This window comes from Streptomyces sp. BPTC-684 (assembly GCF_030028635.1).
GTDB lineage: Bacteria > Actinomycetota > Actinomycetes > Streptomycetales > Streptomycetaceae > Streptomyces > Streptomyces noboritoensis.
This window is the reverse complement of sequence record NZ_CP124863.1, coordinates 4,211,377-4,236,022: the sequence shown is the minus strand read 5'-3', so window position 1 is coordinate 4,236,022 and position 24,646 is coordinate 4,211,377. Positions and strand designations below refer to the sequence as shown.

The 24,646-nt window shown below is 70.9% G+C and carries 19 protein-coding genes; 11 read left to right on the top strand and 8 right to left on the bottom strand.

What is annotated here, in order from left to right; translation table 11 throughout:
* Nucleotides 1-84 precede the first annotated feature (84 nt).
* A complete protein-coding gene (locus tag QIY60_RS18640; protein WP_283143478.1) occupies nt 85-1,320 on the top strand; it encodes a GNAT family N-acetyltransferase in 1,236 nt (411 codons plus the stop codon).
* 230 nt (nt 1,321-1,550) lie between these two features.
* Here the strand turns inward: QIY60_RS18640 and QIY60_RS18635 are convergent, their stop codons facing one another.
* Both QIY60_RS18635 and QIY60_RS18630 read right to left on the bottom strand, forming a co-directional pair.
* Nucleotides 1,551-2,366 (bottom strand): DNA-formamidopyrimidine glycosylase family protein, encoded by an 816-nt coding sequence (locus tag QIY60_RS18635; RefSeq protein WP_283143477.1) that lies wholly within the window; start codon nt 2,364-2,366, stop codon nt 1,551-1,553.
* Between the two features lie 9 nt (nt 2,367-2,375).
* A complete protein-coding gene (locus QIY60_RS18630) occupies nt 2,376-2,861 on the bottom strand; it encodes a ribose-5-phosphate isomerase (RefSeq protein WP_283143476.1) in 486 nt (161 codons plus the stop codon).
* Nucleotides 2,862-3,043: 182 nt separating this feature from the next.
* Between QIY60_RS18630 and QIY60_RS18625 the strand changes: the two genes are divergently transcribed.
* Entirely contained in the window at nt 3,044-4,522 is a 1,479-nt protein-coding gene (locus QIY60_RS18625; RefSeq protein WP_283143475.1) for an amino acid permease, read from the top strand.
* On the opposite strand, the gene QIY60_RS18620 is transcribed toward QIY60_RS18625, so the two are convergent.
* A complete protein-coding gene (locus QIY60_RS18620; RefSeq protein WP_283143474.1) occupies nt 4,486-6,468 on the bottom strand; it encodes a serine/threonine protein kinase in 1,983 nt (660 codons plus the stop codon). The genes QIY60_RS18625 and QIY60_RS18620 overlap by 37 nt on opposite strands.
* Nucleotides 6,469-6,616: 148 nt before the next feature.
* On the opposite strand from QIY60_RS18620, the gene QIY60_RS18615 reads away from it, so the two are divergent.
* Nucleotides 6,617-7,399: a hypothetical protein gene (locus QIY60_RS18615; RefSeq protein ID WP_283143473.1), complete on the top strand. Its 783-nt coding sequence runs from the start codon at nt 6,617-6,619 to the stop codon at nt 7,397-7,399.
* A gap of 64 nt (nt 7,400-7,463) precedes the next feature.
* Here QIY60_RS18615 and QIY60_RS18610 read toward each other — a convergent pair whose 3' ends face one another.
* Entirely contained in the window at nt 7,464-8,057 is a 594-nt protein-coding gene (locus QIY60_RS18610) for a biotin transporter BioY (RefSeq protein ID WP_283143472.1), read from the bottom strand.
* A gap of 280 nt (nt 8,058-8,337) precedes the next feature.
* Here QIY60_RS18610 and QIY60_RS18605 point away from each other — a divergent pair, with 280 nt between their 5' ends.
* The 4 genes from QIY60_RS18605 to QIY60_RS18590 all read left to right on the top strand — a co-directional run bounded on the left by QIY60_RS18605 (nt 8,338) and on the right by QIY60_RS18590 (nt 12,902).
* A complete protein-coding gene (locus QIY60_RS18605; protein ID WP_283143471.1) occupies nt 8,338-9,771 on the top strand; it encodes an amino acid permease in 1,434 nt (477 codons plus the stop codon).
* A 182-nt stretch (nt 9,772-9,953) separates the two neighbouring features.
* Entirely contained in the window at nt 9,954-11,357 is a 1,404-nt protein-coding gene (locus QIY60_RS18600) for an amino acid permease (protein ID WP_283143470.1), read from the top strand.
* A gap of 160 nt (nt 11,358-11,517) precedes the next feature.
* Entirely contained in the window at nt 11,518-12,159 is a 642-nt protein-coding gene (locus QIY60_RS18595) for a superoxide dismutase (protein ID WP_283143469.1), read from the top strand.
* Between the two features lie 206 nt (nt 12,160-12,365).
* Complete coding sequence (locus QIY60_RS18590) at nt 12,366-12,902, top strand: DUF4240 domain-containing protein (RefSeq protein ID WP_283143468.1); 537 nt, start codon at nt 12,366-12,368, stop codon at nt 12,900-12,902.
* A gap of 69 nt (nt 12,903-12,971) precedes the next feature.
* Here QIY60_RS18590 and QIY60_RS18585 read toward each other — a convergent pair whose 3' ends face one another.
* Nucleotides 12,972-13,634, bottom strand: coding sequence for a disulfide bond formation protein DsbA (locus QIY60_RS18585; protein ID WP_283143467.1), 663 nt, complete (start codon nt 13,632-13,634; stop codon nt 12,972-12,974).
* 135 nt (nt 13,635-13,769) lie between these two features.
* Here QIY60_RS18585 and pepN point away from each other — a divergent pair, with 135 nt between their 5' ends.
* Nucleotides 13,770-16,349 carry an aminopeptidase N gene (pepN, locus tag QIY60_RS18580; RefSeq protein WP_283143466.1) on the top strand — a complete coding sequence of 860 codons (2,580 nt, stop codon included), beginning with the start codon at nt 13,770-13,772 and terminating at the stop codon, nt 16,347-16,349.
* 136 nt (nt 16,350-16,485) lie between these two features.
* Nucleotides 16,486-17,565 carry a hypothetical protein gene (locus QIY60_RS18575; RefSeq protein ID WP_283143465.1) on the top strand — a complete coding sequence of 360 codons (1,080 nt, stop codon included), beginning with the start codon at nt 16,486-16,488 and terminating at the stop codon, nt 17,563-17,565.
* 19 nt (nt 17,566-17,584) lie between these two features.
* Here the strand turns inward: QIY60_RS18575 and QIY60_RS18570 are convergent, their stop codons facing one another.
* The 3 genes from QIY60_RS18570 to QIY60_RS18560 form a co-directional block, all read right to left on the bottom strand.
* Nucleotides 17,585-18,790: a serine hydrolase domain-containing protein gene (locus QIY60_RS18570; protein WP_283143464.1), complete on the bottom strand. Its 1,206-nt coding sequence runs from the start codon at nt 18,788-18,790 to the stop codon at nt 17,585-17,587.
* Nucleotides 18,791-18,910: 120 nt separating this feature from the next.
* Nucleotides 18,911-19,798: a pyridoxamine 5'-phosphate oxidase family protein gene (locus QIY60_RS18565; protein ID WP_283143463.1), complete on the bottom strand. Its 888-nt coding sequence runs from the start codon at nt 19,796-19,798 to the stop codon at nt 18,911-18,913.
* Between the two features lie 200 nt (nt 19,799-19,998).
* Nucleotides 19,999-20,451 (bottom strand): VOC family protein, encoded by a 453-nt coding sequence (locus QIY60_RS18560; protein WP_283143462.1) that lies wholly within the window; start codon nt 20,449-20,451, stop codon nt 19,999-20,001.
* Nucleotides 20,452-20,596: 145 nt separating this feature from the next.
* Between QIY60_RS18560 and QIY60_RS18555 the strand changes: the two genes are divergently transcribed.
* Both QIY60_RS18555 and QIY60_RS18550 read left to right on the top strand, forming a co-directional pair.
* Complete coding sequence (locus QIY60_RS18555; protein ID WP_283143461.1) at nt 20,597-21,139, top strand: CGNR zinc finger domain-containing protein; 543 nt, start codon at nt 20,597-20,599, stop codon at nt 21,137-21,139.
* Nucleotides 21,140-21,296: 157 nt separating this feature from the next.
* Complete coding sequence (locus QIY60_RS18550; protein ID WP_283143460.1) at nt 21,297-24,623, top strand: S8 family serine peptidase; 3,327 nt, start codon at nt 21,297-21,299, stop codon at nt 24,621-24,623.
* The last annotated feature ends 23 nt before the right edge of the window (nt 24,624-24,646 follow it).

Genomic DNA, 24,646 nt, shown 5'->3' with positions numbered 1-24,646 from the left:
CGCCGCCGTGCGCAGGGGGACCCCTCTGGCACTGCGTTCGAAATCGGGTCGACCGGATGTCATCACCGCTGGTAGTCATGGCGTATGACTGTGGACGTACGTGCTCTGGACCCCGCGGACTTCGACCAGTGGTACGGGGCGGTGGATCGGGCGTTCGGGGGCGTACCCGAGGATCCGGAGCTGGAGCAGTTCTGGCGCACGGTGATCGATCCGGCGCGGTGCCTGGCGGTGTACGAGGGGCCGACCGTCGTCGGCACGACGCAGACCTTCGCGCTGCCGGTGTCCGTGCCGGGCGGCGGATTCGTACCGACCGGGGCGCTCAGCGCGGTCAGCGTCGCGGCGACGCACCGCCGGCGCGGGATCCTCACGTCGATGATCCGGCGCCAGCTGGACGTCCTGCGTGAGGAGGGTGTCCCGCTCGCCGTCCTCACGGCGTCCGAGCCGGGGATCTACGGGCGGTACGGGTTCGGCCTCGCCACCCAGCAGATGAGTCTGGAGATCGACTCGTCGCGGGTGCGGGTGGAGGTGCCGGAGGGCGGGGACGACGTGACCCTGCGGTACGCGCCGTCGTTCGCCGAGGCCGCCGAGGCGTGCGAGGCGGTGTACGCGCGCTCGATCGGGACGCGCGCGGGGATGTTCCTGCGTACGCCCGGCTGGGAGCGGCACGCGCTGATCGACCCGCCGGGCTTCCGGGACGGCGGGTCGCCCGCGCAGTGCGTGCTGGCCTCGCGGGGCGACGGCGAGGTCGTGGGGTACGTGCGCTTCCACACCAAGCCTGTGTGGGACGCGGCGGGGCCGAAGGGGGTGGTGACGCTTCGGGACATCTGCGCGGACGACCCGGCGGTGTACGGGGCGCTGTGGCGCTTCCTCTGCGACATCGACCTGACGTCGACGGTCAAGGCGGGCAACCGTCCGGTGGACGACCCGCTGCTGCATCTCGTGTCCGATGTGCGGCGGTGTGGGGTGCGGGTGCGGGACGGGTTGTACGTGCGGCTGGTGGACGTGGGTTCTGGTCTGTCCTCCCGTTCCTACTCGTCCCCGGTGGACGTGGTCTTCGACGTCTCCGACTCGTTCTGCGGGTGGAACGCGGGGCGGTGGCGGTTGAGCGGGGACGGGAAGGGGGCGGTGTGCTCGCGCACGGCGGACCGGGCGGATGTTGCGCTGTCCGCGCGGGACCTCGGGGCGGTGTTCCTGGGCGGCGTGTCCCTGTCGGCCCTGGCGTCGGCGGGCCGGGTCCGCGAGCTCCGCGAGGGCGCCCTGACGGAGGCGACGACGGCGTTCGCAACGCCCTTGGCCCCGTGGCTACCGCACGGCTTCTAGGCGTTTGAGCCCCCACCCCGCCCCTTCCCGAAAGCCCTCTGGCGGGCGGCCGGGGGCTGCGCCCCTGGACCCCGTTCGTCTGCAGGCCGCCTGTGGCTGGTCGCGCAGTTCCCCGCGCCCCTAACCACCTAGGGGCGCGGGGAACTGCGCGAGCAACCCAGCACGGTCCGCAGACGAACGGGGACCCCCGGAGGGTTTCGGGAAGGGGTGGGGTGGGGGCTGATCCCCGTTTACGCGTGACCCTGGCAGCTCGGGCACCAGAAGAGGTTTCGGGCCGACAGATCCGCCGTGCGGATCTCCGTGGCGCAGATGTGGCACGGGAGCGCCGCCCGGCGGTACACGTACACCTCACCCCCGTGGTCGTCGACCCGCGGCGGACGACCCATCGCCTCCGGCATGTGCTCCGGCCGCACCGTATCGATGCGGTTCAGGCGTACGCCCTCACGCATGAGCAGGGCCAGGTCCGACCACATCGCGTCCCATTCGGCGCGCGAAAGGGAGCGTCCCTCCCGGTACGGGTCCACCCCGTGGCGGAACAGGACCTCGGCCCGGTAGACATTCCCCACGCCCGCGATGACCTTCTGGTCCAGCAGCAGCGCCGCGATCGTCGTACGGCTGCGCGAGATCCGTGTCCAGGCCTTCTCGCCATCGTCGGCGGGACGAAGCGGGTCCGGGCCCAGACGCGCGTGTATGGACGACTTCTCCGCGTCAGTGATCAGCGCACACGTCGTCGGGCCGCGCAGGTCCGCGTAACCACCGGGACCGGCCAGGCGCAGCCGGACCGTGTCCGTGGCCGGCGGGACCGCGCCCGTACCCAGCGCGTACTTGCCGAACAGGCCCAGGTGGATGTGGATCCAGCCCACAGCACCACCGAAGCCCAGGAACAGGTGCTTGCCGTGCGCTTCCGCGCACTCCAGCACCTGGCCGTCCACCAGCGCCGCCCCGTCCGAGAACTTCCCCTGCGGGCTGGACGCGCGTACGCGGCGGCCGCCGAACCACTGCTCGTGGTCGGCGGCCAGCCGGTGGATCGTGTGGCCCTCGGGCATAGCGTGGGGTCAGCCCTGCGGGTGGTGCGCGGGGATCTCGGGGAGCTCGCCCGTCGTCTCGTACCGCGACAGCATCTCGATGCGGCGGGTGTGGCGCTCCTCACCCGAGTACGGGGTGCTCAGGAAGATCTCGACGAACTTGGTCGCCTCTTCCTGGGTGTGCATCCGCCCACCGATGGAGATCACGTTCGCGTCGTTGTGCTCGCGGCCCAGCGCCGCCGTCTGCTCGCTCCAGGCCAGGGCCGCCCGTACGCCCTTCACCTTGTTCGCGGCGATCTGCTCACCGTTGCCGGAGCCGCCGATCACGATGCCCAGCGAGTCCGGGTCCGCGGCCGTCTTCTCGGCGGCGCGCAGGCAGAACGGCGGGTAGTCGTCCTGGGCGTCGTAGATGTGGGGACCGCAGTCGACGGCCTCGTGGCCGTGGGCCTTGAGCCACTCGACCAAGTGGTTCTTGAGTTCGTATCCGGCATGGTCTGAACCGAGGTACACGCGCATGTACCCGAGTGTGGCACGTGGGACGCCGGGCAGGGTTCCTGGGGTCGGGACCTCCGCCCCTGTCGACATATGACCTTGTTCCCCTCATCACGATTCGGAGTCAGGACTTCCGTACCTGGCGGTACCGGGCTTCAATGCGGTGGTTCGTAACCCGAGCGACCCTTACACCTAAGGATTCGTCCATGACCTCGCAACCCACCCTTGCGAAGGAAGACGGCCGACCGGGCGATCCCGGGACGCCTGAGTCCTCCAACGGCCTCCAGGCGGGGCTGAAGAACCGTCACCTCTCGATGATCGCCATCGGCGGTGTCATCGGAGCGGGGCTCTTCGTCGGCTCCAGCTCCGGCATCGCCGCCGCCGGTCCCGCCATCCTGCTCTCGTACGCGCTCGTCGGCCTCATGGTCGTCTTCGTGATGCGGATGCTCGGCGAGATGGCCGCGGCCCGGCCGACCTCCGGCTCCTTCTCGGCCTACGCCGACCAGGCGCTCGGCCGGTGGGCCGGGTTCTCCATCGGCTGGCTGTACTGGTTCTTCTGGGTCGTGGTGCTCGCCGTCGAGGCGACCGCCGGAGCGAAGATCCTGCACGGCTGGGTCGGGGCGGTCCCGCAGTGGGGCTGGGCGCTGATCGTGATGATCGTGCTGACGGCCACCAACTTGGTGTCGGTCTCCTCGTACGGAGAGTTCGAGTTCTGGTTCGCCGGGATCAAGGTTGTCGCCATCGGCGCCTTTGTCGCCATCGGGCTGCTCGCCGTCTTCGGGATTCTGCCCGGGTCCGACAACCCCGGTGACGGGTTCGCGCATCTCACCGATGCCGGTGGATTCATGCCGAACGGCGCCGGGGCCATTCTCACCGGTGTCCTGATGGTCGTCTTCTCCTTCATGGGCAGCGAGATCGTCACCCTGGCCGCCGGTGAGTCCGAGGACCCGCAGCGGGCCGTCACCAAGGCCACCAACAGCGTGATCTGGCGCATCGGCGTCTTCTACCTGGGCTCGATCCTCGTCGTCCTGACGCTGCTGAAGTGGAACGACCCGGCGATCGTCAAGGACGGCTCGTACGTCGCGGCGCTCAACTCGATCGGCATCCCGCACGCGGGTCAGATCATGAACGTGATCGTGCTGACGGCGGTGCTGTCCTGCCTCAACTCCGGCCTGTACACCGCCTCCCGCATGGCGTTCTCGCTCGGCCAGCGCGGTGACGCGCCGCGTGCCTTCGCCCGTACCAACGCGCGGGGCGTGCCGCAGGCGGCCATCCTCTGCTCGGTCCTCTTCGGGTTCGTGGCCGTCTTCTTCAACTACAAGTGGCCGGACACCGTCTTCGACTTCCTGCTGAACTCGTCCGGCGCGGTCGCGCTGTTCGTGTGGCTGGTCATCTGCTTCACGCAGCTGCGGATGCGCGGGATCATCCTGCGCGAGACGCCGGAGAAGCTGACGGTGAAGATGTGGCTGTTCCCGTATCTGACGTGGGCGACGATCGCGATGATCTCCTTCGTGCTCGTCTACATGCTCACCGATGACGCCGGGCGCAAGCAGGTGCTGCTCTCGCTGCTGGTCGCGGCGGTCGTCGTGGCGATCGCGGTGGTGCGGGACTTCATGCAGCGCGGCACCGTCGTCGAGCTCGCCACCGCTCAGAGCGGTGTGAACGACGAGGTCACCGCGGAGTAAGTACGCAGGGCGTCGTCCTCGGTGGCGGCGAGGTACCAGATGTTGACCTGGTACGACTTGCCGCCCTCGTCGAAGCCCATCTGGCGGGCCTTCCAGGGGTCGCCGTCCTGTGTGAAGTAGTAGTCCCAGACGACGGCCGGGCGGCCGTTGAAGGTGGTCCGCTCCAGTCGGATGTTCCGGTAACCCGGGACGTCGTGGGAGCCCTGTTCGGCCTCCTGCCACTGGGTCATGAGATCGCCGCCGCGTACGAGTGCGTACGAGGCGGCGATCTCCTGTTTTCCGCCGGGGGCGTGGTAGTGGATGTTGGACGGGCTCTTGGCGGTCCGGGTCCAGCCCTTCGGCGGCGCCCAGGCGAAGCCGGTCTCGCCCCTGGTGCCGGGGGGTGGGGTGCTGGGTGGGCGGGAGGTGCCGGCGACGGTGGGGGTGCCGGTGCTGCTGGCGCTGCCGGATGCCTTGCTGTTGTCGCCTGTGCCGTGGGTTGTGGCCAGGACGACGGCTATGGCTGTGGCTGCGGTGACGGCTGCGGCTGCGGTGAGGGCGAGGCGGCGGCGATTCCCCCACCCCGCCCCTTCCCTGAACCCTCCGGGGGTGGGGGTGGGTTGAGGTGGGAGGAGAGGTGTTCCTGGGGGCTCCGCCCCCAGACCCCCGGCGGGGGCTCCGCCCCCTGCACCCCTGGCGGGGGCTTCGCCCCCTGCGCCCCCTTCGGGGCTCCGCCCCGGGCCCCGGTGGGGGTGGGGGGTGGGTGGGGGGAACGTGGGGGCCTCGGCCCCGAAGCCTCCGGTGGGGGGTGGGGGCAGCGTGGAGGCTTCGGGGCCTGCGGCCCAGGCTGGGCGCTGGCTCGGGCCCGGCTGGGGGGTCTCGGACTCTGGGGCACGGGTGGGGGGCGGAAGCGTGGGAGCCACAGGTGCCTGTTCGGCTGCGGGGGCTTCTCGCCCTGCACCCGCCGGGGCCCGGGTGGGTGGGGGAAGTGTGGGGGCTGACTCCCTTGCGCGCGGCTCGGGGGACGGCGCGCCCCGTGGCGGGGCGGGCGCTGGGGGTTGTGGGGGCGGTGACTCCGGTGCTTCGGGTGCCGGGGTGGGCGCCGTGTGCGCCGGGACCGCCAGCGTGGGGGTGCGGGCCAGGACCGTCGGTGGGGCCGCTATCGGCATCAGGAGCGTCGTCAGGGCGTCCAGGGTCGGGCGGTCGTCCGGGTTCTTCACCAGGAGTGAGGAGAGGGCCGGGGCCAGGGGGCCCGCCGAGCGCGGGAGTTCGGGCTCCTCGTACAGGACCGCGTGCAGCGTCGCCAGTGTCGTCTCGCGGGCGAACGGGGACTGGCCGCCCACCGCCGCGCACAGCGTCGCGCCCAGGGACCACAGGTCCGACGCCGGGCCCTGGGGCCTGCCGCCCACCCGTTCCGGCGCCATGTAGTCCGGCGAGCCGACCAGCATCCCCACCACCGTCAGCGCCGTCGCGTCCTGGATCGCCGCGATGCCGAAGTCTGTCAGGACCACCCTGCCGGTGCGGCTCAGGAGCACGTTGCCCGGTTTGATGTCCCTGTGCAGGACTCCTACCGCGTGCACCTCCCTCAGTGCCTCCACCAGGCCCAGACCGATCCGCGCCGCCTCGCGCGGGGTCACCGGGCCGTCCTCGACCAGGAGTTGCTCCAGGGAGCGCGCGTCCACCAGCTCCATCACGATCCAGAGGCGGTCGGACTCCTCCACCACGTCATAGACGCGCACCACGTTCGGATGGTCGATACGGGCCGTCGCGCGCGCCTCGCGCAGGGTGCGTTCGCGGCGGATGCGGCTGTCCTCGGCGTCCAGGTCGTTCATCCGCATCTCTTTCACGGCGACCTGGCGGTCGAGGATTTCGTCGAACGCCCGCCACACCCGCCCCATTCCCCCCTGGCCGATCGTGGCGTCGAGTCGGTATCGCCCCGCGACCAACAGCCCCCGAATTCCCGGCATTACCGCCCGCCCCCTCAGCACCTGGTGCGACCAGGACAGAAACACGAACTTGCCACCATCACAGCATAATTCCGCGAAATCTTGTGGGACCCTTCTCAGCACTGCTCTCGGTACGCCAGCCGCCCAACTCGGCTGAGGGGGATGGGAAATGCGTTCGAAGAAACATTGGGGATCTCTGGCCGCAGGTTTGTTCGCCGGGCTGCTTGTCCTGCCTTTGGGGTCGCTGGCATTTGCCGCCGATCCCACACCCGGCAGTGATCAGGGCGGATCGCCCGGGCCCAGCGCCCCGGCCGAGCTCAAGATCTCCACCGAGCTGCCCAAGGAAATCAAGGTCGCCAATTCCTCCGGGAAAACCACTCTCACCGCGAAAATCATCAACAAGGGCACCAAGGACACCGGGCAGATCACCCTTACCGTCCTCGGCCTCGACGGAATGCGGATCACCGGTGTGGACGGATGCGTGACCGTGCCCGAGAACAAACTGCCGAAGGGCACCAACACCGGATTCGCCTGTGTCATCGACAACTTGGGTGCCGGTGCCGACAAGTCGTACACCGTCTCCGCCACGTACGACCTGAGCAAGACCGGGAAGATCTGTCTGCCCGTGACCGAAGGCACCAGCGAGAAGCTGCTGTGGCAGCAAGGGCCCGTCCCGTTCGGGACGACCAAGCCCACGCCCAACGCCCCCGACACCCCGCTCCTTCTCGGCACCGACAACGTGCCCGCAGCGCCGCCCGGCGGCTCCGCCGGCCCGACCCCGAGCCCGTCCGCACCCGGCACCCCCGCCCCGACCCCGCCGTCCCAGCTCCCCAAGACCGGAGTCAACGACGGCGTACTGCCGCTGCTCGCGGCCGCGGGCCTGCTCCTCTTCGTCGGCTCCACCGGCATCTGGTGGGCCAACACCCGCCATCACCGCAGGCGTACGCACTGAGCACACGACTGAGGGGCCGGACGCGTCCGCGCGTCCGGCCCCTCACCCATGAAAACCCTTGTACCTACTTGCGGCCCACGAACTTCCACGCCGTCGGCAGCGCCCCCACCGCCAGCGCCGCCTTCAGCGCGTCGCCGAGCAGGAACGGGGTGAGGCCCGCCACGACCGCCTGGTTCAGGGACATGCCGGTCGAGGCCGCCAGGTACGGGACGCCGACCGCGTAGATGATCGCCGAGCCCAGGACCATCGTGCCCGCCGTGCGCGGCACCGAGCGGTCGCCGCCGCGGCGGGCGAGGGCGCCCACCACCGTGGAGGCGAGCAGCATGCCGAGCACGTAGCCGAAGGACGCGCCGCCCGCGCCCGAGGTGCCGTTCGCGAACCACGGCATCCCGGCCATGCCGATCAGCGCGTACAGACCGAGCGAGAGGAAGCCGCGGCGGGCGCCGAGCGAGGTGCCGACCAGCAGGGCCGCGAAGGTCTGGCCGGTGACCGGGACCGGGGAGCCCGGGACGGGCACGGCGATCTGGGCGGCCACGCCGGTGAGCACCGCGCCGCCGAGCACCAGGGCGACGTCCCGGGTGCGGGCGCCGGGCAGCAGGTCGGCGAGGACCTTTCCGGTACGGGGTGCGGCAGGGGCGGTGACAGTGGTCGTGGCCATCGGGGGCTCCGCGGGTCGGGGACGGGCAGCGCGATACGTGCTGGGGACAACGGTGACGTTAGCCGAGGGGTTCTCACTCGATCACCATCAGCCGCCCACAAAGCGGTGCTTGACGGCTTGGTGGAGATCGCACAAAGGCCGGACTGCTTCCGTCCGCCGGCGTGACCCTCGTCACTGCGTCGATGAGGAGTACGGGTGGTTTTGCGGATCCGGCACGGGCTCGGGGAGACTGTAGGTTCCCCATAAATGATCAGTCGCTGATCCGAGAGTTACGAGCGCCATGCACGACGGCAAGACCACGGCCGGGGCCACCGCCGCCGACACCGCCTCGGTGGACGCCGAGCCGCTGTCCCACGGGCTGAAGCAGCGCCATCTGACCATGCTGGGCCTGGGCGGGGTGATCGGTGCCGGTCTCTTCGTGGGGTCGGGCGCCGGGATCGCGGTGGCGGGGCCGGGGATCGTCGTCTCGTATCTCATCGCGGGCGCGATCGCGATGCTGGTGATGCGGATGCTCGGCGAGATGTCGTCGGCGATGCCCGCCTCGGGGTCGTTCTCGGTCCACGCCGAACGGGCGCTCGGCCGGTGGGCCGGGTTCAGCGTCGGCTGGCTGTACTGGTTCCTGCTGGTGGTCGTCCTCGCCGTGGAGGCGACGGGCGCGGCCCAGATCGCGCACGGCTGGGTGCCGGGGATGCCGCAGTGGGCCTGGGTCCTGGTCTTCATGGTGGTCTTCACCGGCGCCAACCTGGCGGCGGTGAAGAACTTCGGCGAGTTCGAGTTCTGGTTCGCCACCCTCAAGGTCGGCGCGATCGTGCTGTTCCTGGCGCTGGGGCTGCTGGCCGTCTTCGGGGTGCTGCCCGACACCGACCCGGTCGGGTTCACCCATCTCACCGGGCAGGGCGGCTTCCTGCCCAACGGCTGGGACGGCGTGGTCTCCGGCGTCCTCGCGGTGATCTTCGCGTTCGGCGGTCTTGAGGTCGTCACCATCGCGGCCGCCGAGTCGGACGACCCGGTGCGCGCGGTCGGCCGCGCGGTGCGCAGCGCGGTCTGGCGCATCCTCTTCTTCTACGTGGGCTCGATGCTGGTCATCGTGACCCTGCTGCCGTGGACCTCGATGGAGCCGGGGCACAGCCCGTACGTCGCCGTGCTCGACTCCATCGGCGTCTCCGGCGCCGGGCAGATCATGAACGTGGTCGTCTTCGTGGCCCTGCTCTCCGCGCTCAACGCCAATCTGTACGGCTCCTCGCGGATGGTCTTCTCGCTGGCCGAGCGCGGCGAGGCGCCGAAGGGGCTGCTGAAGGTGGCGGGCGGCGGGGTGCCCCGGCGCGCGGTGCTCGCGTCGGTGGCCTTCGGGTTCGTCTCGGTGCTGCTCAATCTGAAGTGGCCCGACTCGGTCTTCCTCTACATGCTGAACGCGGTCGGCGCGGTGCTCCTGTTCGTCTGGGGTCTGATCGCCGTCTCGCAGCTGCGGCTGCGCCGCCGGATCGAGCGCGAGGCCCCGGAGCGCCTGACCCTGCGGATGTGGGCGTTCCCCTATCTGACGTGGACGGCGCTCGCGGCGATGGCGGCCGTGCTCGTCCTGATGCTCCTCGACGACGACGCCCGGCCCCAGGTGCTGTGGTCGGCGGGCGCGACGGCCGCCGTGCTCGTGGTCGCGTTCGTACGGGAGTGGCGTACGCGGACCGCCGAAGGAGCCGACCGATCGTCAGGTCGGTAGTTACGGGCGGGTTTGGCGGGACCCACGAGGATGGAAGTGTGCATTCCGTGGACAAGATGTGCGCAGAGTTTCACGCTGTGTGAGTCGAGTGTCCGGATAGCGGTCTGGTGTTCCCTCTGAGCGGTGCCGCACCCAGACTGTGGCTCCCGCTCCCCGTCTCAGCTACTGAACAGGGCCTGCCCATGTCCCGGACAAACGCGCCCGCGACGACCGACGCGCAGCCGAAGGTCGACTCCCCCCTCACCCACGGCCTCAAGCAGCGCCACCTCTCGATGATCGCCCTCGGCGGTGTCATCGGCGCCGGGCTCTTCGTCGGCTCCGGCGCCGGAATCGCCGCCGCCGGGCCCTCGATCATCCTCGCCTACGGCATTTCCGGCGCGCTCGTCATGCTCGTGATGCGCATGCTGGGCGAGATGTCGGCGGCCAACCCCGCCTCCGGCTCCTTCTCCGTGCACGCCGAGCGGGCCATCGGCCCCTGGGCCGGCTTCACCGCCGGCTGGGCGTTCTGGGTGCTGCTGTGCGTCGCGGTCGGCCTGGAGGGCATCGGCGCCGCCAAGATCGTTACCGACTGGCTGCCCGGTACGCCCGAGTGGGCCTGGGTCGCGCTGTTCATGCTCGTCTTCACCGCCACCAACCTCGCGGCCGTGAAGAACTTCGGCGAGTTCGAGTTCTGGTTCGCCGCGCTCAAGGTCGCCGCGATCGCCCTCTTCCTCGTGCTCGGCCTGCTCGCCATCCTCGGCGTCCTGCCGGACACCCCCGCCCCCGGCACCTCGAACCTCACCGGCGAGGGCGGATTCCTGCCCAACGGCTCCGAGGGCCTGGTGCTCGGACTGCTCGCCTCCGTCTTCGCGTACGGCGGTCTGGAGACGGTCACCATCGCGGCCGCCGAGTCCGAGAAGCCGGTGCAGGGCGTCGCCCGCGCGGTGCGCACGGCCATGTGGCGCATCGCCGTCTTCTACATCGGCTCGATGGCGGTCATCGTCACGCTGGTGCCCTGGAACGACAAGACCGTGGTGGAGAAGGGCCCGTACGTGGCCGCGCTCGACCACCTCGGCATCGACGGCGCCGGGCAGATCATGAACGTGGTCGTGCTGGTCGCCCTGCTCTCCGCGATGAACGCCAACATCTACGGCGCATCCCGCATGGCGTACTCGCTGGTCGACCGGGGCCAGGGCCCCAAGGCGCTCGGCCGGATCTCCGGCGGCGTGCCGCGCGTCGGGGTGCTGTGCTCCTCGGTCTTCGGCTTCGGGTGCGTGCTGCTGAGCTACTGGCGGCCGGACGACGTCTTCCCCTGGCTGCTGAACATGATCGGCGCGGTGATCCTGGTCGTCTGGATCTTCATAGCCGTCTCCCAGCTGCTGCTGCGCCGGCGCACCGAGCGCGAGACGCCGGAGAAGCTGGTCGTGAAGATGTGGCTGTACCCGGGGCTGACCTGGGTGGCGCTGGCGGCCATGGCCGGGATCTTCGTCCTGATGGCCCGTCAGTCCGACACCCGGGACCAGCTGATGGCGACGGGGGTGCTGACGGTGGTCCTGGCCGTCATCGGCTACGCCCGCCAGCGCATGGGAGCCCGCCAGGAGGCCTGAGCACTCCGCCCGAAATCTGCCCGAAGCCCTGCGTCCGGAGGTCCTAGACCTCCGGACGCAGGGCTTTTTGCTGAGGTCACCCTTAGCTGCGACGACGCATACCTGCTGGTAGCGTGCACTTGCATACCAGTTGCAATAAGCAGTCGGAGGGGCTTCGGACATGGCCATTTACACGCTTCCTGAACTTCCGTACGACTACGCCGCGCTCGCACCCGTCATCAGCCCGGAGATCATCGAGCTGCACCACGACAAGCACCACGCGGCGTATGTGAAGGGCGCGAACGACACCCTGGAGCAGCTCGCGGAGGCCCGCGACAAGGACGCCTGGGGCTCGATCAACGGGCTGGAGAAGAACCTCGCGTTCCATCTCTCCGGCCACATCCTGCACTCGATCTACTGGCACAACATGACCGGCGACGGCGGCGGCGAGCCGCTGGAGGCGGACGGCGTCGGCGAGCTGGCGGACGCCGTCGCCGAATCCTTCGGCTCCTTCGCCAAGTTCAAGGCCCAGCTGACCAAGGCGTCGGCCACGACGCAGGGTTCGGGCTGGGGCGTCCTCGCGTACGAGCCGGTCAGCGGCCGTCTCGTCGTCGAGCAGATCTACGACCACCAGGGCAACGTCGGCCAGGGCTCCACCCCGATCCTGGTCTTCGACGCCTGGGAGCACGCCTTCTACCTCCAGTACAAGAACCAGAAGGTGGACTTCATCGAGGCGATGTGGCGCGTCGTCAACTGGCAGGACGTGGCGAAGCGTTACGCCGCCGCCAAGGCCGCCGGGAACAACCTGCTGCTGGTCCCGTAGGGCCGTACTCGGCTCTGCCCCCCTGTCGTCCTGCTCGTGATCGTCTTCTCAACCTTCACCTGCGGGCGGAAATACGGACGACCCCCGCGAGGACGTGACTCGCGGGGGTCGTTCGCGTCCGCGCATCCGTGCGCCGGTGTAGTGCGCCGGTCCATCACCCTTTCACCCCGGCCCCGTTGTCAGTGGCGGGTGCCATGCTCGGAGCCATGGACACACAGGAGTTCTGGACGCTCATCGACGACGCCCGCGCGCAGGTGGCACACGCGGCGGACGCCGAAGCGGTCGCGGCGCGGGCCGCGGACCTGCTCTCGGCCCGGCCGGTCGACGAGATAGTGGCATTCCAGCAGGTCTTCTGGGACCTGATGGCCGCCTCCTACCGCCAGCCGCTCTGGGCCGCGGCGTACACGATCAACGGCGGGTGCTCGGACGACGGGTTCGACTACTTCCGGGGCTGGCTGATCGCGCAGGGGCGCGAGGTGTTCGACCGCGCGGTGGCCGACCCGGACGAGCTGGCGGGCCTGAGCGCGGTGCGGGACGCGGCGGTGGAGGGCTGGGAGATGGAGTGCGAGGAGGCGCTCGGCATCGCCTGGGACGCGCATCTGACCGCGACCGGCAAGGAGCTGCCCGGCGACAGCTTCACGATCCGCTACCCGGAGCTGGACCCGGGCTGGGACTTCGACTTCGACGACACGGGGGAGATAGCGAGACGCCTGCCGCGGCTGGCCGCGCTGTACGGGGAGTAGGACGGGGGTGCGGCACGGCCCCCGCGAGTGCGTGACTCGCGGGGGCCGTGCCACCGAGGGGACGCCGGATCAGTCGAAAATCGGGCCGGACGTGCGGGTCCGCTTGATCTCGTAGAAGCCCGGGGTCGAGGCGACCAGGAGCGTGCCGTCCCACAGGCGCGCGGCGGCTTCGCCCTTGGGGGCCGGGGTGACGACCGGGCCGAAGAAGGCGATCTGCTCGCCGTCCGCGCCGGGCACGGCGATGACCGGGGTGCCGACGTCCTGGCCGACCTTGTCTATGCCCTCCTTGTGGGAGGCGCGCAGCTCCGCGTCGAACTCGTAGGCGCTGTTGTCGACGTCCGCGTGGTCGGCGAGCTCGGCGGGCAGGCCGGCCTCCTCCAGGGCGGCGACCAGGACCTCGCGGCCGGAGCCGAGGGCCTGGTTGTGGAAGCGGGTGCCGAGCGCGGTGTACAGCTTGCCGAGGACCTCCTCGCCGTACTTCTGCTGCGCGGCCATGACGACCTGGACCGGGCCCCAGGCCCGGGTCGTCAGGAACTCGCGGTAGGAGTCGGGCAGCTCGTCGAGCCTGTCCTCGTTGAGGACGCCCAGGCTCATCACGTGCCAGCGGACCTCCACGTCACGGACCTTCTCGACCTCCAGCATCCAGCGGGACGTCATCCAGGCCCAGGGACAGAGCGGGTCGAACCAGAAGTCGACAGGGGTCTTCCCGGTCTGGGGGGCGGTCTCGGACATGTCTCTCCTCATCGGGGCACGCTAGGGAAGTCGGTGAAGGGAACGCCTCCGGCCACCCGCCGCATTCCCGCGTGTCCGCCGCCCGGCGGGCATGGCAGGATCGGTGCTGTTCGAACGAGACACGAAGGAGTGCCCGTGCCCGGTGAGAATCTGTCCCGCGACGAGGCCCGTGAGCGGGCCGGTCTGCTGTCCGTCGACGGGTACGACGTCGCCCTCGATCTGCGGTCCGCGATCGGGGACGCCCCGGACGGGCCGCGTACGTTCCGGTCGGTCACCACGATCCGGTTCCGCTGCGCGCGGCCGGGCGCGGAGTCCTTCGCGGACCTGGTCGCGCCGTCGGTGAACGCGGTCACCCTGAACGGCAAGCCGCTCGACCCGGCCGCGGTCTTCGACGGCACCCGGGTGGCGCTCGCCGACCTGGCGGCGGAGAACGTGCTGGTGGTGGACGCGAACTGCGCGTACAGCCGCACCGGCGAGGGGCTGCACCGCTTCGTCGACCCGGAGGACGGCGAGGTCTACCTCTACACGCAGTACGAGCCGGCCGACTCCCGGCGGGTGTTCGCGAACTTCGAGCAGCCCGACCTGAAGGCCTCCTTCCGCTTCGAGGCGACGGCGCCCGAGGGCTGGACGGTGTGGTCCAACGGCGAGGGCGCCCGGGGCGAGGACGGGGTCTGGCGGTTCGCCGAGACCAAGCCGATCTCGACGTACATCACGTGCGTGGTGGCCGGTCCGTACCACTACGTGACGGACACCTACCGCCGCACCTTCGACGACGGCACCACCCTGGAGATCCCGCTCGGCGCGATGTGCCGCAAGGGCCTGGCCCGGCACTTCGACGCGGACGACGTGTTCCTCGTCACCAAGCAGGGCTTCGACTTCTTCCACGACCAGTTCGACTACCCGTACCCGTTCGGCAAGTACGACCAGGCCTTCGTGCCGGAGTACAACCTGGGGGCGATGGAGAACCCGGGTCTGGTGACCTTCCGCGAGGAGTTCATCTTCCGGGGCAAGGTGACGCAGGCGGCCTACGAGCGGCGCGCCAACGTCATCCTGCACGAGATGGCGCACATGTGGTTCGGCGATCTCGTCACCATGCAGTGGTGGGACGACCTGTGGCTGAAGGAGTCGTTCGCCGACTTCATGGGCAGCTTCTCGCAGGTCGAGGCGACCCGGTTCACCAACGGCTGGATCACCTTCGCCAACGGCCGCAAGTCCTGGGCGTACCGCGCGGACCAGCTGCCGTCCACACACCCGATCACGGCCGACATCCGTGACCTGGAGGACGCCAAGCTCAACTTCGACGGCATCACCTACGCCAAGGGCGCCTCGGTCCTCAAGCAGCTGGTGGCGTACGTGGGGCGGGACGCGTTCCTGGAGGGCGCCCGGCGCTACTTCAAGGCCCACGCCTACGGGAACACGCGCCTGGGCGATCTCCTGTCGGTCCTGGAGGAGGTCTCCGGCCGGGACATGGCGTCCTGGTCGCGGTCCTGGCTGCAGACGGCGGGCGTCAACTCCCTCACCCCGGTGGTCACTTACGACGCGGGCGACCGCATCACCGAGCTGGCCGTGGTCCAGGAGGCCGTCGAGGACCATCCGACACTGCGCCCGCACCGGGTCGCGGTCGGCCTCTACCGCTCCGAGGCGGGGGCGCTGGTGCGGTACGCGCGCGCCGAGGTCGACGTGGACGGGCCGCGCACGGTGGTGGCGGAGCTGGCCGGGGCCGAGCGGCCCGAGCTGATCCTGGTCAACGACGACGACCTCACGTACTGCAAGATCCGCTTCGACGAGGGCTCGCTCGCCACCCTGCGGGCCAACCTCGGCGACATCACGGATCCGCTGGCGCGCGCCCTGTGCTGGTCGGCGCTGTGGAACCTGACGCGGGACGCGCTCATGCCCGCGCGGGACTTCATCGAGCTGGTGCTCGCCCACTCCGGGCGCGAGACGGACATCGGCGTGCTCCAGATGCTGCACGCCTGGACCCGCTCGGCGCAGACGTACTACGCGGCGCCCGAGTGGCGCGAGCAGGGCGGGCGGCTGCTGGCCGAGGGCGCGATGCGCGAGCTGCGGATCGCGGCGCCGGGCAGCGAGCACCAGCTGGCCTGGGCGCGTTTCTTCGCCTCCACGGCGACGACCGACGCCGACTTCCAGCTCCTCGAAGGCCTCCTTGAGGGGACCGCGAAGATCGACGGCCTGGAGGTCGACCAGGAGCTGCGCTGGGTGCTCCTGGAGCCGCTGGCCGCGCACGGCCGCGCCGACGAGTCGGTGATCGGCGCCGAGCTCGCCCGCGACGACACGGCCTCCGGCAAGCGCCACCAGGTGCGCTGCCTGGCGGCCCGGCCGTCGGCGGCGGTCAAGGCGCAGGCATGGGCGCAGGTCGTCGAGTCGGACTCGCTCTCGAACGCGCTGGTGGAGGCCACCATCTCCGGCTTCGGCCAGCCCTCGCAGCGCGAGCTGATCGCTCCGTACGCACCGAAGTACTTCGAGGCGATCGAGCGGCTGTGGGCCGAGCGGTCCATCCAGATCGGCATGGACGTCGTGAAGGGGCTCTTCCCGAGCCTGCGGGACAACCGCTCGACGCTCGATTCCACGGACGAATGGCTGACCGCCCACCCGGACGCGGCCCCGGCGCTGCGCCGCCTCGTCCTGGAGGCCCGTGACGACCTGGCCCGCACCCTGCGCGGCCAGGCCTGCGACGCGGCGTCCGCCACCGGCTGACACCCGGCGGGGGGCCCGGCGACGGGCCCCCTGATCGGCACTCGAACGCCCGTACTTTAGGACGGGCTTGTCCGGAATTGTCGACGGGCTTGTAACAGCGGTTAGGGGCCGCTCCGGGCGCGGAACACCCCTCGGCATGAACCACAACACCCCGACCTTCGGCGGCGAGACCCCCTCCCCGCTCTCCCCGCGCCCCCTCAGCCACCTCACCGACGTGCACCGGCGCGTCTACTCGGCGGCCCAGCTGCGCGCCCACGGCGTCCCGGCCGCCAGCGCCGCCGCCCAGTGCCGCCCCGGCGGCCCCTGGCAGCAACTCCTCCCCGGTGTCTACGTGCTGCACCCGGGACCGCCCACCAGCGAGGAGCGGCTGCACGCGGCCCTGCTGTACGCGGGGCGCCCGGCCCCCGAGCGCGCCAAGGCGATCCCGGTCCAGGGCCAGGCGCACGCGGCGCCCTGCGACGCGATCGTCACCGGGCTCGCCGCGCTCGCCCTGCACCGCTTCGCCTCCGCCCCCCCGCTGCGCTCGCTCGACCGGATCGACGTGCTGGTGCCGCGCACCCGGCGGCTGCGCTCGACCGGCTGTGTGCGCCTGGTGCGGGCGCATGTGATGCCGGTGCCGGAGCCGGTGGCCGGGGTGCCGGTGGCTCCGGTGCCGAGGGCGCTGGCGGACGCGGTGGCCGAGCTCACCGACGCGCACGCGGTACGCCGGCTGCTCACCGAGGCCGTACGCGGCGGACACTGCGAACCGGCCGCCCTCGTACGGGAGTTGACGCAGGCGCGGCTGCTGACGCGGGCGCACGTGGTGGACGCGGTGGACTCGCTGCTCGCCGAGGGCCGGGCCATCGCCGAGAACCGCCTCTACGAGATGGTGCGCGTCCACGACCTGCCCGACCCGCTGTGGAACGTGGACCTGCGGCTGCCGGGCGGGCCGCACATCGGGGGCGTGGACGCGTACTGGCCGGAGCAGGCGGTGGCGGTGGAGCTCGACACCCGGGCGCCGCGCCAGGGGAAGCCGCGGAGGGAGGACGAGGACGAGCTGTGGTGCGAGTACACGCGCAAGCGCGACACGCTGGAGCGGCTCGGGATCACCATCGTGCACCTCACGCCCAGGAAGCTGCGCGAGTCGATGGAGCAGCAGGCGACCGTGGTCCGCACGGCCCTGATGGCCTCGGCGGACCGGGAGCCCGCCGCGTATGTGGTGGTGCTCCCCCGGTGAACAGGGGAGCACCACAAGGTCACTTGACGAGCGCGACCGGCTTGACCGGCTTGACCGCCGGGGCGGTGCCGCAGAACTCGGCGAGCATGACCGCCCCGCCGTCGTCGGCCCAGTCGCTGTTGAGGTTGTACGCCAGCGAGTGGCGCCCGTCCTCGGTGGTGACCGCCACGGACGTGGAGCCGTGGATGCCGCCGTCGTGGCCCCAGACCTCCACCCCGCAGGGCAGCTTGCGCGCCGCCAGACCGAGTCCGTAACCGGCGCCGGGGGCGCCGGGCATCGCCACGGTGGTCTTCATCTCCGCCAGCTGGCGCCGCGGCAGCAGTTCGCCGGTCAGCAGGGCCCGGTAGAAGCGGTTCAGATCGCCCGAGTCCGAGACCATCTCACCGGCCGAGCTCGCCATGGACGGATTGAGCGCGGTGACGTCGTACGTCCTGCCGGTCGTCTTCTCGGACAGCTTGGAGTAGGCCCGGCCGCTGGGCCGCGGCATCCGGGAGTCGGTGCCCGGCAGCGTGGTGGAGCGCAGGTGCAGCGGGCGCAGGATGCGGCGCTCGATCTCGGTGGCGTAGGAGTGGCCGGTGGCCTTCTCGATCACCATCCCGGCCAGGACGAAGTTGGTGTTGGAGTAGCGCCAGGAGGTGCCCGGCTCGAACTCCGGGGCGTGCCCCATCGCGATGTCCACCAACCGCTGCGGCGCGTAGGTGTCATAGCGGTGCTGGAGGAATTCCGTGCTGAAGATCCGCTGCCCGAAGGCCTTGTCCTGGGTGTAGTTGTAGATGCCGCTGGTGTGGTTGAGGAGTTGCCGCAAAGCGATCTTCGTGCCGTCGTGGCCGTTGCCCCGCACCACGCCCGGCAGCCAGTGCTCGACCGTGTCGTCCAGGCTCAGCCTGCCCTCGGCTTCGAGCTGGAGGGCGACGGTGGCCACGAACGTCTTGGTGATGGACCCGACCCGGTAGCGGTCCTCGGCCTGCCGCTCGCGGCCGGTGCGCAGATCGGCGACGCCGGAGTCCCCGCTCCAGGTGCGCCCGTCCTGCTGGGCGATCCCGACCACGCCCGGCACGCCGTCGCGCACGGCCGCGTCCATCGCCTGCTGGGTGGCCCGATGGGACGCGGGCGCCGCCTCCCGCGCGGAGGCCGGGCCCGCCGCGCACACGGTCGCGGTGATCCCGGCGGCCACGGCCACCCCGAAGGCGGTCGTCCTGACTCTCCTGCCCGTACGTACCGACATGTGCGCTCTCCCTGTCGCCCGCGACGCCCACGACGGCGCCGTCGGCGGACAGGACTCCGCCCCCGCCGGACGAGTTGCCCGGCGGGGGCGGGGTTGAGCGGATTTCAGCCGATCCCGGATTCACCCCGGCGGATTGGCGGGTGAGTAGTCGGGCGCGGACCACCGCAGCGGGCTCGCCCCCTCCGATTGCACCGCGCGCTCGACGGTGAACCGGACCGTGCGCTCCCCCGCCGCGAACGCGGTACGGGCCGTGCCCGAGAGCTGGAGCGTGGTGCCGTGCGTCCAGTCGACGAAGAGCAGCCCGGCGCGCGGGTCGGCCTCCAGGTTGCCGAGGGTGAGGAACATGGAGTTGCCGGGGTAGTCGCGCCACTCCAGGTGGGTGGGCGAAGTGACGCGTACGAAGCCGGGGTTGCCGCCCCGGTGGCTGGCGTCCACGCCGTCGGAGGCGGTGGTCGCGATGAAGAAGGTGTCGGCAGCGCGGACGAACTCCTCTTGGTCGGGGGTGAGCCGCTCGCCGCGCCGCACGGCACCGGCCCGGTCCGGCCGCTCCTCGTACGCCTCGATCTCGCGGTGCTGGAGGTACTTGGGGCAGTTCGAGAAGACCTGCTCGGCCTCGACGGCGAGGCCGCGCGGGGTCGGGCGGGCCGTGCCGTTGAGCCGCATCCGGCGCCGGGTGCGCGGGTCGAGCGCGATCGTGCCGACGGGGCTCTCCCCGGCCGCGAGCACCCCGGCGAGGGGGTCGCTCCCGGCGGGGCCGCCCACGACCGAGATCCGGTGGGCCCCGGTGGCCCGGACGAAACCGGGGCGCCCGGTGAGCAGCGAGGCCCACATCCGGCCGCGCTCGTCCGCCGCCCCGAGCACCAGCATCGGCTGGAGTTCGAGGAAGGCGGCGGCGACGGGCCGGATGCCGGGCCCGATGGCCCGCCCGACGTGGTCGGCGGCCTCCCGAACGCCGACGCGGTCCTGCACGGCCCGGGATCCGGGGTGGTAGGGGGTGGGCGCGGTCATCGGGCTGTCCTCCGTTTCGAGTTCGTCTGCGGGCCGTGCTGGGTTGCTCGCGCCCACGCGGCGGAGCCGCAAATGTCACAGCCCCGCGCCCCTGAGATGCGCCCCTTCGGGGCGCCCCAGGGGATTGCCGCGGAGCGGCATTTAAGGGGCGCGGGGAACTGCGCGACCAGCCCCCACCCAGCCGCAGACGAAGACCGGGCCTAGAAGAAGCCGCAGGTGGGGGCCGCCGACGGGGCGGGGGCCCGGTCCGTGCCCAGGGGAGCCGAGATCTCCAGGCGGATCCCGTCCGGATCGTGGAAGAAGATCCCCCCGGAGGCCGCACCCTCGCCGTGCGCCACGATCCCCTCGTACGCGAACTCCACGCCGTACGCCCGCAGTTCACTCTCGTACGCCTTCACCTCCTCGATCGTGTCGACGGCGAACGCGAGGTGGTGCAGCCCGGCGCGGTCCGGGGCGAAGGCGCCGTCGGCCTGCTGCCAGAGGGTGAGCGAGAGCTGCCCGGCGCGGCCGAGGAGGGCGAAGCGGCGACCCTCCTCCTTGCCCTCGGACAGGACCTCGAAGCCGAGGAGGTCCCGGTAGAAGCCGAGGGAGCGGTCGAGGTCGGTCACATTGAGGCCTACGTGGCCGGTGCGGAACGTGCTGGTCGCCGTCATGGCGGTCCCCTTCCTGAGCGAGATCTTCTAACCTCTTAATTCGAGATTAGAGGTTAGATGCGGGAGATGCAACCGGTCACGTAACCTTCAGTGGTTAGCACCGCCGCACGACCGCCGCCTGACCGCCGTACGAGAGGAGACCGGGATGTCCGCGCCCGATCCGCGTCCGCTCACCGGAGAGCCCGTCTCGCTCGACCTGCTGAACACGCGCTGGATGCACGACGGGGAGCGGCAGGACCTGCTGGCCTCCGCCGACGGGCTGGCCGTCTGGCTCGCCGCCACCGGCCTCGACGCGCGATTCAGCCCCGACGAGGCCGCGCTCGGGCCGCTGCTGCGGGCCCGGGAGGCGCTGCTGCGGGCCGTGGAGTCCCCCGGCGACCCGGCGGCGACGGCGGACGTCGACGCGATCCTCGAACACGGCCGCATTCGCGCCACTTTGTCCGCCGAAGGGCCGGGCGAGCGGGCCGAGTTCGCCGATCCGGCGTGGGGGCCCGCCTGGACGGCCGCGCGCGACTACCTCGATCTGCTGCGCACCGCGCCGGACCGGATCCGCGCCTGCGCCCATGACGCGTGCATCCTGCACTTCTTCGACGTCTCACGGAACGGGACCCGCCGCTGGTGCTCGATGGCGGGGTGCGGCAACCGTGCGAAGGCGTCCCGTCACTACGCCCGCACACGCGAGGGCTGATTCGCCCCGGTTCACCCCGCCTCGCTCCCGATGGCGCATGGCGGGATCACGCCATGTCCGATTCCGGACCCGGTCAACTCTCCACAAACAACAGCCATATACGAAATGCTCAGCGGTCATCCGGCCCCGTATTCCGGACCCTTTCTGACCATTAGGGATGCTGATGACCTCCGATTCGCCGCGCTCCATACCGGGCGCGAGACGCACGGCCCGCATAGCGGCCGCGGCCGGCCTGGTGGCCGCGCTCGCCGCCGCGGGCGCCGCCCCCGTCTTCGCCTCCGGGACGGCCGATCCGACGCCCGCTCCGGTGAAGTCCACCCCCGCGAAATCCCCGGCGGACCCCGCGGCCAAGCTCGGCGCGGCCGACGAGCAGCGGCTCGCCGAGGCCGAGGCCAAGGGCGAGAAGACCGTCACCGTGATGGTGGCGACCGCCCCCGGCGCCACCGGCGCCGTCTCGCACCAGCTCGACTCGGTACCGGGCGCCACCGTCGGCAAGACCGACGACAAGCTCGGCTATGTGCGGGCCACCCTGCCGACCGCCACCGCGGAGTCGGCCCTGAAGGCCGCCGCGAAGCTGCCCTCCGTCCACGGGATCGACCTCAAGCAGGAGATCCAGCTGGACGACCCGACCCCGTCGGCCGACAGCGCCAAGGGCGCGAGCGCCCCGCGCAGGTCGCTCTCGGGCTCGTACCCGGCGCCGGGCAAGGACACCCCCGCGAAGAACCCGTACAACCCGTCCTTCGAGACGGGCGCGGTCGACTTCGTCAAGCAGCACCCCAAGGCCGACGGCCGCGGCATCACCATCGGCGTCCTGGACTCGGGCGTGGACCTGGGACACCCGGCGCTGCAGAAGACCACCACCGGCGAGCGCAAGATCGTCGACTGGGTCACCGCGACCGACCCGGTGGCCGACGCCGACGGCACCTGGCGCCGGATGAACACCGCCGTCTCCGGACCGGAGTTCACCTACCAGGGCCGCACCTGGAAGGCCCCGGCGGGCAGTTACGACGTGAGCCTCTTCTCGGAGAAGGTCACCGCGGGCGGCGACGCCAAGGGCGACGTGAACCGCGACGGCGACACCACCGACACCTGGGGCGTGCTCTACGACCCGGTCGCCCAGACCGTCCGGGTGGACCTCAACAACAACGGTGACTTCACCGACGACGAGGCCATGAAGCCGTACAAGGACGGCTACCAGGTCGGCTACTTCGGTACGGACAACCCGGCGACCGACGTCGTCGAGCGGATGCCGTTCACCGTCGAGATCCGCAAGAACGTGAAGTACGACGCGGCCGGGCACACCTCCGACTACGTCAACATCGGCATCATCGAGTCCGAGCACGGCACCCACGTCGCGGGCATCACCGCCGCGAACGGGCTGTTCGGCGGCAAGATGAGCGGCGCCGCCCCCGGCGCCAAGATCGTCTCCTCGCGCGCCTGCAACTGGTCCGGCGGCTGCACCAACATCGCGCTGACCGAGGGCATGATCGACCTGGTCACCAACCGCCACGTCGACATCGTCAACATGTCGATCGGCGGCCTGCCGGCGCTCAACGACGGCAACAACGCGCGCGCCGAGCTCTACAAGCGCCTGATCGACAGCTACGGCGTCCAGCTGGTCATCTCGGCCGGCAACTCGGGCCCCGGCGTCAACACCATCGGCGACCCGGGCCTGGCGGACCACGTCATCTCGGTCGGCGCCTCCATCTCGCAGGAGACCTGGGCGGCCAACTACGGCTCCAACGTGTCGAAGAAGTACGACATGATGCCGTTCTCCTCGCGCGGTCCGCGTGAGGACGGCGGCTTCACGCCGACCCTGTCGGCGCCGGGTGCCGCGATCAACACCACCCAGACCTGGCTGCCGGGCTCCCCGGTCAAGGAGTCGGGCTACTCGCTGCCGGCCGGCTACTCGATGCTCCAGGGCACCTCGATGGCCTCGCCGCAGGCGGCGGGCGCCGCGGCCCTGCTGCTCTCGGCCGCCAAGCAGAAGCACCTCGACCTGGCCCCGGCCGACCTGCGCACCGCGCTGACCTCGACGGCCAAGCACATCAAGGGTGTTCAGGCGCACGCCGAGGGCGCGGGCCTGATCGACATCGTCGACGCCTGGGACGCGATCGAGGACGGTGCCACCGCCCACGAGTACAGCGTCAAGGCGCCGGTGAAGACCGCGATCGACTTCGCGCTGAAGACGCCGGGCTTCGGCACCGGCATCTACGACCGCGAGGGCGGTCTCAAGGCGGGCGAGAAGAAGACGTACGACGTCACCGTCACCCGCACCACGGGCCCGGACAAGGCCGTGAAGCACAAGCTGTCGTTCAAGAACAACGACGGCACCTTCAAGGTCCTGGGCTCCGACGAGGTCGCGCTGGGCCTGAACACGCCGGTCACCGTCAAGGTGCAGGCGCAGCCGAAGTCGGCGGGCATCCACAGCGCCATCCTGGAGGTCAACGACAAGCGGACCAAGGGCGTGGACCAGCAGATCCTCGCCACCGTGATCGTCTCCAAGCCGCTGGCCAAGCCGTCGTACAGCTTCACGGACTCGTCCTCGGTGCAGCGCAACAGCACCAAGTCGTACTTCGTGAACGTCCCGGCGGGCGCCAAGGCGCTTGAGGTCTCCATGGGCGCGCTGCGCTCGGGCAGCCAGACCCGGTTCATCGCGATCCACCCGTACGGCGTGCCGGTCGACGAGACGGGGACGCCCAACTGCTACCCGAACTACGACAACCCGGCCAACAAGTGCCGCCCCGACCTGCGCTCCTACGCGGACCCGCAGCCCGGTGTGTGGGAGATCGAGGTCGAGTCGCGCCGTACGTCGCCGTACCTCGACAACCCGTACAAGCTGGATGTCGCGCTGCTCGGCGTCGCCTTCGACCCGGCCGTGAAGACGGTCCCGGAGGCCAAGGTCGGCACCTCGACCCCGGTCGAGTGGAAGGTCACCAACGGCTTCGCCGCCATCGACGGCAAGCTCCAGGGCGGCTCGCTGGGCTCCGCGAAGGTCGCCAAGCCGACCATCAAGGCCGGTGAGACCCAGACGACCACGCTGACCGTCGGCGAGGGCGTGGAGCGCCTCGACGTCGCCATCGGCGGCGTCTCGGACACCGCGGCCGACCTGGACCTCGCGGTCCTCAAGGACGGCGTGCAGGTCGGCTCGTCCGCGGACGGCGACTCCGAGGAGGCCGTCAGCCTGGTGAAGCCGGCCGCCGGCACCTACACGATCCAGGTCGCGGGCTACGCGATCCCGTCCGGCACGACCACGTACAACTACCGCGACGTGTACTACGCTCCGTCGCTCGGCACCGTCAAGGTCGACGACTCCAAGCCGGTCAAGCTCGCCAACGGCGCCTCGGCGACCGTCGGCGCGCAGGTCCTGGTGAGCGGCGCGGCCCCCGAGGGACGCCAGTTCTTCGGCGAGGTCAAGCTGGTCAACGCGCGCGGCACGGCCGCGGGCACCGGCAGCGTCGTGATCGAGAAGGTCACGCCGTAACGATGTGAGTCACGCGAAGGGGC

Excerpts from the sequence above, each read along its gene's own strand:
- QIY60_RS18595 (WP_283143469.1), top strand. The coding sequence starts at position 11,518 with ATGGCCATTTACACGCTTCCTGAACTTCCGTACGACTACGCCGCGCTC.
- QIY60_RS18555 (WP_283143461.1), top strand. The coding sequence starts at position 20,597 with ATGTCCGCGCCCGATCCGCGTCCGCTCACCGGAGAGCCCGTCTCGCTC.
- QIY60_RS18620 (WP_283143474.1), bottom strand. The coding sequence starts at position 6,468 with ATGCCGGGAATTCGGGGGCTGTTGGTCGCGGGGCGATACCGACTCGAC.
- QIY60_RS18640 (WP_283143478.1), top strand. The coding sequence starts at position 85 with ATGACTGTGGACGTACGTGCTCTGGACCCCGCGGACTTCGACCAGTGG.
- QIY60_RS18560 (WP_283143462.1), bottom strand. The coding sequence starts at position 20,451 with ATGACGGCGACCAGCACGTTCCGCACCGGCCACGTAGGCCTCAATGTG.
- QIY60_RS18575 (WP_283143465.1), top strand. The coding sequence starts at position 16,486 with ATGAACCACAACACCCCGACCTTCGGCGGCGAGACCCCCTCCCCGCTC.
- QIY60_RS18585 (WP_283143467.1), bottom strand. The coding sequence starts at position 13,634 with ATGTCCGAGACCGCCCCCCAGACCGGGAAGACCCCTGTCGACTTCTGG.
- QIY60_RS18605 (WP_283143471.1), top strand. The coding sequence starts at position 8,338 with ATGCACGACGGCAAGACCACGGCCGGGGCCACCGCCGCCGACACCGCC.
- QIY60_RS18610 (WP_283143472.1), bottom strand. The coding sequence starts at position 8,057 with ATGGCCACGACCACTGTCACCGCCCCTGCCGCACCCCGTACCGGAAAG.
- QIY60_RS18565 (WP_283143463.1), bottom strand. The coding sequence starts at position 19,798 with ATGACCGCGCCCACCCCCTACCACCCCGGATCCCGGGCCGTGCAGGAC.
- QIY60_RS18635 (WP_283143477.1), bottom strand. The coding sequence starts at position 2,366 with ATGCCCGAGGGCCACACGATCCACCGGCTGGCCGCCGACCACGAGCAG.
- QIY60_RS18570 (WP_283143464.1), bottom strand. The coding sequence starts at position 18,790 with ATGTCGGTACGTACGGGCAGGAGAGTCAGGACGACCGCCTTCGGGGTG.
- QIY60_RS18600 (WP_283143470.1), top strand. The coding sequence starts at position 9,954 with ATGTCCCGGACAAACGCGCCCGCGACGACCGACGCGCAGCCGAAGGTC.
- QIY60_RS18625 (WP_283143475.1), top strand. The coding sequence starts at position 3,044 with ATGACCTCGCAACCCACCCTTGCGAAGGAAGACGGCCGACCGGGCGAT.
- QIY60_RS18590 (WP_283143468.1), top strand. The coding sequence starts at position 12,366 with ATGGACACACAGGAGTTCTGGACGCTCATCGACGACGCCCGCGCGCAG.
- QIY60_RS18615 (WP_283143473.1), top strand. The coding sequence starts at position 6,617 with ATGCGTTCGAAGAAACATTGGGGATCTCTGGCCGCAGGTTTGTTCGCC.
- QIY60_RS18550 (WP_283143460.1), top strand. The coding sequence starts at position 21,297 with ATGCTGATGACCTCCGATTCGCCGCGCTCCATACCGGGCGCGAGACGC.
- QIY60_RS18630 (WP_283143476.1), bottom strand. The coding sequence starts at position 2,861 with ATGCGCGTGTACCTCGGTTCAGACCATGCCGGATACGAACTCAAGAAC.